This window comes from Kitasatospora sp. NPDC096077 (genome assembly GCF_040303245.1).
Classification (GTDB): Bacteria; Actinomycetota; Actinomycetes; order Streptomycetales; family Streptomycetaceae; genus Kitasatospora.
This window is the reverse complement of record NZ_JBEOSV010000001.1, coordinates 222,641-228,832: the sequence shown is the minus strand read 5'-3', so window position 1 is coordinate 228,832 and position 6,192 is coordinate 222,641. Positions and strand designations below refer to the sequence as shown.

Genomic DNA, 6,192 nt, shown 5'->3' with positions numbered 1-6,192 from the left:
GCGGTGACCGACTGCCGGGTCCCGTCTTCCGGGGACCGCGCCGTGCCCGGGACCGCAGACCGTGGAGGCCCGGATGTGGCAGGCTCCCCCCGCCCCCGTCAGCCGTGAGTGGCTCCCGGTGCTGGACATGCCCGCGCCCCGGCGGCAGGACCGCTGGACGGTGCTGCTACGTCTGCTGCTGCTGATCCCGCAGTTCGTGGTGCTCTGGGTGCTGTCGGTGGTGGCGTTCTTCGTCACCGTGATCGGCTGGTTCGGTGCGCTGCTGCTCGGTCGGCTGCCCGGCTTCGCGGCGGACTACCTCAGTGCGTACGTCCCGTACGAGGCCCGGGTGAACGCGTACCTGATGCTCACCATGGACCACTACCCGCCGTTCCGGTTCCGGGCTCCCGGGTACCCCGTGCAGGTGGAGCTGCGGCCGGGGGAGCTGAACCGGCTGGCCGTCCTGTTCCGGATCATCCTGGTGATCCCGGCCTCGATCGTGCAGGGCCTGCTGCACGCGGGGTGGTGGGCGGTCTGCTTCATCAGCTGGCTGGTGGTGCTGGTGCTCGGCCGGATGCCGCAGTCGCTGTACGAGGCGACCACCGCGATCCTGCGCTACCAGCTGCGGTACACCTCGTACTTGCTGATGCTCAGCTCCGCCTACCCCAAGCGGCTGTTCGGCGAGGAGCCGGGCAGTGAGCCGGAGCGGGTGTCGGCCACCCGTCCGCTGGTCCTGAGCGGCGGTGGGCGCCTCCTGCTCGTGGTCTTCCTGATCCTCGGCCTGATCTCCTGGGTGACCAGCTCGGTCACCGCCTCGGTCAACTCCGGTGACGACGACACCAACGACGACAACGGCATCAACCCGAGCCAGCGCGTCGTCGCGCCCCTCGTCCCGGGCCCGGTCGGGCAGGGCGCCGAGCGTTGAGGCCAAGCCGGAATCCGGCCAACATCACCGCACCGCGCGGGACTTGACGAAGGTCCTCGCGAAGGAAGATGCTGTGCGACAGCCGGGCAAGCTGGTGTGGATGGGATCGCAGCCCTATTCACCCCAGCTGGCCCGGCCCTTGTCGTCCCCGCCTCAGGAGGGCCGGATGATGCAGGAGGGCCGGCTGATGACGGTCCAGGCCGCTGACCACCCGTTGAGCCGCCGTCAGCCCTGCTGACCGGCCTCGGCGGCCTCCTCGGCGGCCCGCTTGACGGCGGCGATCAGCTGCCGCCGGCGGGCCCGCAGGTCCTCGGGGCGGACGGACAGCGAGACGCTCCCGACCACGGCGCCGTCCGTGCCGAGCACGGGCGCCGCCAGGCAGGCCAGCCCCGGCCGGGCCTCCTCGACGTCCAGCGCGACGCCGGTCCGCCGGATCCGCCGCAACTCCTCGTCGAGCCGCTCGACCGAGGCGATGGTCTGCGGGGTGAAGCGGCGCAGCCCGGGCTGCTCCAGGTAGCGGCGGCGGGCGGCCGGCCCGGCGGCGGCCAGCGCGATCTTGCCGTGGGCGTAGGCGTGCGAGCGCGGGTCGACGCCGATCGCCAGCTCGGGCCGCTCGTCGCCGTCGGCGGCCACCGTGCGCACGTCCGCGATCACCAGTCCGTCGCCCTGGTAGGCCACGTAGTTCGCGGAGGCCCGAGCGGTCTGCCGCATCCGGGCGAGCACGCCGTCGATGCCGCTGCTCAGGCCCATCTGCCGCTGGAAGGCGCGGTGCAGGGCGGAGACCTGGTAGCCCAGGGTGTAGCCGCCGTCGGTGCGCACCAGGTAGCCGCGCTCGGTGAGCGGGGTGAGCAGGGTGTAGGCCGTCGACAGGGCGCAGCCGAGGCCGCGGGCGAGGGCCTTGGCGGAGACCGGCCCGGTCGCCCGCGCGACGAGTTCCAGCACCTCCAGGGTGCGGTCGGCGGCGCGCGGCCCGGTCTGACCGGCCATGACGGGTGCTCCTCGGGGTCGTCCTGGGTGACCCGTCCAGTCTGCCGGTGCCCGGCCCCCGGCCGACCACCGGCCCCCGGGCCGCGCCCCGGTCACCCGGCGGCTCAGGCCTCGCGCGGCGTGATCTCGCCCATCTCGTCCCAGCCGGAACGGTCCGGGAGGTCGACGCTGATGATCCTCGGCTTGGCGGCGACCGCGCCCGCCAGCGTCTCCATGGCCTGCCGGAAGTGCGCCGACTCCACGTGCTCCCGCCCGGCCTCGCCGTCCCGGAAGCCCTCCACCAGGACGTACTCGTTGGGGTCGGCCACGCTCCGGGACCAGTCGAAGAACAGGTTGCCCGGCTCGGCCCGGGTCGCCTCGGTGAAGTCGTGGACGATGTCCAGCCACTGCGCGCTGAGCTCGGGGCGGACGGGGAACTTCACGGTGATGAAGATCATGGCGGTCCTTCGGATCGGGTTCGGGCGGGGAACGGTCGAGCCCCCACCCTCCCGGACCGGCGCCCGGCCCGGGAAATCCGCCGCGCCGTGATTCCAGCCCTGCCGGAATCCACGGGTGTGCAGGGGTCTACGGCTGGAGGCGGTCGGGGGAGGGGAGGCGGGTGATCGGCTCGTCCGCCCAGGTGTAGACCTCCAGACCGGACAGCTGCCCCTCGCTGACGAACACCAGCACCCCGCCGATCGGCTCGCCGTCGGCGTCGAGCACGGTGGCCTCGGCGGCGGGGCAGCCTGCGGCGGGGGCGGCGGGGACGGCCGCCGTCTCGTCCAGGCGGAAGTCGAGGCTGGCGCAGGGGCACCCGCAGCCGCCGGTGACCCGCAGGTGGGGGATCTGGGCGCGCAGGGCGCGGAAGGCGGGGGTGTCGTCCGCGAGCAGGGCTTCCAGGAGGGTGACCGCCTCGGCGGGGAGGCGGTCACCGGGGGTGGTGTGGTCCATCCCGGGAGCCGATCACCCGGTGGGACGGTGCGTCAACCGGCGAGCTGCGCGAACTTCGCGAACTTCTCGACGGCCGCCGGCGTGACCGGGGTGAAGAAGTTGACCAGGTGGCCGTCCGGGTCCCGGACCAGCAGCGACCGGTTGCCCCAGGGCATCGTGGTGGGCTCGGCGACGACGTCGGTGACGAACTCCGCCAGGTCGCGGTGGACCCGGTCCACGTCGTCGACCAGGAACTCGGTGATCACGCTGTGGTTGTCCGCCGGTCGGGCCGACCCCGGCGCGAACAGCGGCACGGTGCGGGTACCCGCGATCGCGAGCGTCGCACCCGAGGTCCTGAGCTCGGCGAAGTCCTCGGTGGCCCACTCCGCCCGGGCCCCGGTGGCCCGCTCGTAGAAGGCGACGAGACGGGCCACGTCGGCGGTGATGATGCGGATCGAGACGAAGTGCACAGGAGCTCCTCGGTGGTGCTGAAGGGGTGTACTCCGCAGGCTAGGACGGATACCGGACAGAACCGGTCCGGTATCCGCGCCGGCCCGGGCGTACGGCTAGAGCTGGGTGGCGCCGCCGTCGACGAGGAGTTCCGCACCGGTGGTGAAGGAGCTCTGGTCGCCGGCCAGGTAGAGGGCGGTGGCGGCGACCTCCTCGGGCCGGCCGGCCCGGCCGAGCGGGGTCGGTGCGGCGGGTGCGGCGGCCCCGCCGTCCTGCGGGAGTGCGGCCCGCAGTTCGTCGGCACCGGGAGTGGTGACGGGACCGGGGGTGAGGGCGTTGACCCGGATGCCCCGGGCGGCGAGTTCGGCGGCCCAGGTGCGGGCGAGGCTGCGGATCGCGGCCTTGGTGGCGGCGTAGACGCCCAGGCCCGGGACGCCGCGCAGGGCCGCGCTGGAGGAGAGCAGGATCACCGAGGCACCGGGCGGCAGCAGGGGGAGCGCCTTCTGCACGGTGAAGACGGTGCCCTTGAGGTTGATGGCGGTGGTGCGCTCGTACTCCTCCTCGGTGATCGTGCCGAGCGGGCCGTAGTCGCCGACGCCGGCGTTGGCCACGACGATGTCGAGGCGGCCGCTGCGTTCGGTGATCTCGGCGAACAGCCGGTCGAGGTCGTCGAGTTGTGACACGTCGCTGCGGATGCCGACCGCTCGCCCGCCGATCTGCTCGACGGCGTCGGCCAGTTCGGCCTCGCGGCGGCCGGTGAGGTAGACGGTGGCGCCCTCTGCCGCGAACCGGCGGGCGATGGCCAGGCCGATGCCGGTGGAGGCCCCGGTCACGAGGGCGGTCTTGTCGTCCAGCTGTCCCATGGTGTTCTCCAGGTGTTTGATGTAACTGATGTTGTTACATTTCAGGCCGCAAAAATGTCCTGCTGCTGCGGCCCGGTGGGGCGCGCGGTCGAGGCTAGGCGGAGTTCAGGACGTCACGCAGGACGTCCTCCAGTGTGGTTCTCGCCAACTCGGCGCGGAGGGCGGCCTCGACCCCGTCGTAGACGGTGCCCAGTACCGGTCCGATGCCGTGGCCCACGACGCACTCGTGGTCGGGCGTGGCGGGGTGCAGGGCGAAGACCGGCCCCGGCTCCACCGCCTCGTAGACGTCGAGCAGGGTGATCGTCGACAGCTCCCGCGACAGCGTCCAGCCGGCGCCGGCACCTCGGCGTGAGTCGGCCAGGCCGGCCTTGCGCAGTTGGGCCAGCAGGCGCCTGATCACCACCGGGTTGGTGTTGACGCTCGTCGCGATCTGCTCGGAGGTGGCGACCTCGTGGCCGCGCCGCTGGTACAGCCCGATCCAGGTGAGGGCGTGCGCCGCGACGGTCAGCCTGCTGTTGGCGCTCATCCCGGCCTCCCTCTCCCTGTCCTGTTGTCACCATAACAGTTACGACGGCTGGCGCAAGTCCTCGGACGAGTCCCCGAGCGAGGCCAGGCGTCGGGCGTCGGGGCTCCCGGGCTCCGCGGTGCCGACCAGGAGGAACTGGCCCGGAGCGTGCTGCACCTCGAAGGTCTGGTAGCTGAGGGTCAGCCGTCCGGCCCGCGGGTGGCGGAAGCTCTTGCTCTTGCTGCCCAGGCCGCTGACGTCCTGACGGCTCCAGAGCGCCGCGAACTCCGCGCTCTCCGCGAGCAGATCCTCGACCAGGGCGCGCATGCGCGGGTCGTGGCGCTCATGGCCGTGGGCCAGCCGCAGCGTGGCGACGGTGTCGCGGGCGACGGCGTGCCAGTCGGCGAACAGTTCGCGGGCCGAGGGGTCGCAGAACAGGGACCGGGCCATGCCCCGGGGGTCCGCGAGCGGGGCGAGCAGGGCGTCGGCGAGCGGGTTCGAGGCGAGGACGACCACGTACGCCACCGCCAGGGGGAAGGCGTCCGTCAGCCGCAGCAGTTCCGCCGCGACCCGCTCCTCCTCCGGCGCACAGGCCCGGTGCCCCGGGACGACGGGAGACCCACGTCGACCGGGCTGACCCGGGAGCGACGCGCCAGCAGGAATTCGCCCAGTTCGTTGCCGTTCATCCCCGGATCGTATGCCGCCGGTTCCTGGGAGCGCCCCACCCAGGAAGCCCCGTCCTGCCGCGGGCGCGGGATCGGATCCATCCTGGCGGCACCGGTCGTCGCACCGCGCGACCGTCGTCACCGCGAAGGGAAGCCCATGTCCAACTCGCCCACCAGGCCTGCTCCGAAGGTGGTCCTGATCACCGGGGCCAGCAGCGGAATCGGCGAGGCCACCGCCCGGACCCTCGCCGCCGCGGGCCACCACGTGGTGCTCGGAGCCCGGCGCACCGAGCGCCTGGTCGCCCTCGCCGAGGAGATCGAGGACCGGGGAGGCGACGCCCTTCCGCTGGGCCTGGACGTGACCGACCCCGCGGACGTCCAGGCCTTCGTCCGCGCCGCGTACGACCGGTACGGGCGGATCGACGTCCTGGTCAACAACGCCGGGGTGATGCCGTTGTCGCGCCTGGACGCACTGAGGGTCGACGAGTGGAACCGCATGATCGACGTGAACCTGCGCGGGGTCCTGCACGGCATCGCCGCCGTGCTGCCGATCATGCGGGACCAGCGGCGCGGGCACATCGTCAACATCTCCTCCGTCTCGGGGCTGCGGGTCGACCCGACGGCAGCCGTCTACAGCGCCACCAAGCACGCCGTGCGCGCCCTGTCGGAGGGCCTGCGCCAGGAGAGCCGGGAGCTGCGGGTCACCGTGGTCAGTCCGGGTCTGACCAGGAGCGAGCTGACCGGGTCCATCGCCGACCACGGGGTCAGGGACGCGGTGCGGGAGCAGATGGGCATCGCGATCCCCGCCACCGCGATCGGCGAGGCGCTCCGCTACGCCGTCGACCAGCCGGACGAGGTGGACGTCAACGAGATCGTCGTCCGGCCCACGGCCCAGGGGTGAGCGCACGC

9 protein-coding genes are annotated in these 6,192 nt (G+C 72.9%); 2 read left to right on the top strand and 7 right to left on the bottom strand.

The window, feature by feature from the left end; genetic code table 11:
- Window positions 1-73 precede the first annotated feature (73 nt).
- The gene (locus ABTZ03_RS00820) at window positions 74-904 is read left to right on the top strand and encodes a DUF4389 domain-containing protein (RefSeq protein ID WP_350510672.1); all 831 of its coding nucleotides are present in this window, start codon (window positions 74-76) and stop codon (window positions 902-904) included.
- Window positions 905-1,129: 225 nt separating this feature from the next.
- On the opposite strand, the gene ABTZ03_RS00815 is transcribed toward ABTZ03_RS00820, so the two are convergent.
- The 7 genes from ABTZ03_RS00815 to ABTZ03_RS00785 form a co-directional block, all read right to left on the bottom strand.
- The gene (locus tag ABTZ03_RS00815) at window positions 1,130-1,891 is read right to left on the bottom strand and encodes an IclR family transcriptional regulator (RefSeq protein ID WP_350510671.1); all 762 of its coding nucleotides are present in this window, start codon (window positions 1,889-1,891) and stop codon (window positions 1,130-1,132) included.
- Window positions 1,892-1,995: 104 nt separating this feature from the next.
- Window positions 1,996-2,328, bottom strand: coding sequence for a putative quinol monooxygenase (locus ABTZ03_RS00810; protein WP_350510670.1), 333 nt, complete (start codon window positions 2,326-2,328; stop codon window positions 1,996-1,998).
- 127 nt (window positions 2,329-2,455) lie between these two features.
- The gene (locus tag ABTZ03_RS00805) at window positions 2,456-2,821 is read right to left on the bottom strand and encodes a hypothetical protein (RefSeq protein ID WP_350510669.1); all 366 of its coding nucleotides are present in this window, start codon (window positions 2,819-2,821) and stop codon (window positions 2,456-2,458) included.
- 32 nt (window positions 2,822-2,853) lie between these two features.
- Window positions 2,854-3,270, bottom strand: a complete 417-nt coding sequence (locus tag ABTZ03_RS00800; RefSeq protein WP_350510668.1) for a VOC family protein — start codon at window positions 3,268-3,270, stop codon at window positions 2,854-2,856.
- Between the two features lie 96 nt (window positions 3,271-3,366).
- The gene (locus ABTZ03_RS00795; protein ID WP_350510667.1) at window positions 3,367-4,113 is read right to left on the bottom strand and encodes an SDR family NAD(P)-dependent oxidoreductase; all 747 of its coding nucleotides are present in this window, start codon (window positions 4,111-4,113) and stop codon (window positions 3,367-3,369) included.
- Between the two features lie 94 nt (window positions 4,114-4,207).
- Window positions 4,208-4,639 carry an Rrf2 family transcriptional regulator gene (locus tag ABTZ03_RS00790; protein ID WP_350510666.1) on the bottom strand — a complete coding sequence of 144 codons (432 nt, stop codon included), beginning with the start codon at window positions 4,637-4,639 and terminating at the stop codon, window positions 4,208-4,210.
- A 39-nt stretch (window positions 4,640-4,678) separates the two neighbouring features.
- Window positions 4,679-5,143 (bottom strand): MmyB family transcriptional regulator, encoded by a 465-nt coding sequence (locus ABTZ03_RS00785; RefSeq protein ID WP_350510665.1) that lies wholly within the window; start codon window positions 5,141-5,143, stop codon window positions 4,679-4,681.
- 297 nt (window positions 5,144-5,440) lie between these two features.
- Here ABTZ03_RS00785 and ABTZ03_RS00780 point away from each other — a divergent pair, with 297 nt between their 5' ends.
- Window positions 5,441-6,184 carry an SDR family oxidoreductase gene (locus ABTZ03_RS00780; protein ID WP_350510664.1) on the top strand — a complete coding sequence of 248 codons (744 nt, stop codon included), beginning with the start codon at window positions 5,441-5,443 and terminating at the stop codon, window positions 6,182-6,184.
- Window positions 6,185-6,192 lie beyond the last annotated feature (8 nt).

What these genes read in the sequence shown, in the direction of transcription:
- ABTZ03_RS00820 (WP_350510672.1), top strand. Translation starts at nt 74, where the DNA reads ATGTGGCAGGCTCCCCCCGCCCCCGTCAGCCGTGAGTGGCTCCCGGTG.
- ABTZ03_RS00815 (WP_350510671.1), bottom strand. Translation starts at nt 1,891, where the DNA reads ATGGCCGGTCAGACCGGGCCGCGCGCCGCCGACCGCACCCTGGAGGTG.
- ABTZ03_RS00810 (WP_350510670.1), bottom strand. Translation starts at nt 2,328, where the DNA reads ATGATCTTCATCACCGTGAAGTTCCCCGTCCGCCCCGAGCTCAGCGCG.
- ABTZ03_RS00805 (WP_350510669.1), bottom strand. Translation starts at nt 2,821, where the DNA reads ATGGACCACACCACCCCCGGTGACCGCCTCCCCGCCGAGGCGGTCACC.
- ABTZ03_RS00795 (WP_350510667.1), bottom strand. Translation starts at nt 4,113, where the DNA reads ATGGGACAGCTGGACGACAAGACCGCCCTCGTGACCGGGGCCTCCACC.
- ABTZ03_RS00790 (WP_350510666.1), bottom strand. Translation starts at nt 4,639, where the DNA reads ATGAGCGCCAACAGCAGGCTGACCGTCGCGGCGCACGCCCTCACCTGG.
- ABTZ03_RS00780 (WP_350510664.1), top strand. Translation starts at nt 5,441, where the DNA reads ATGTCCAACTCGCCCACCAGGCCTGCTCCGAAGGTGGTCCTGATCACC.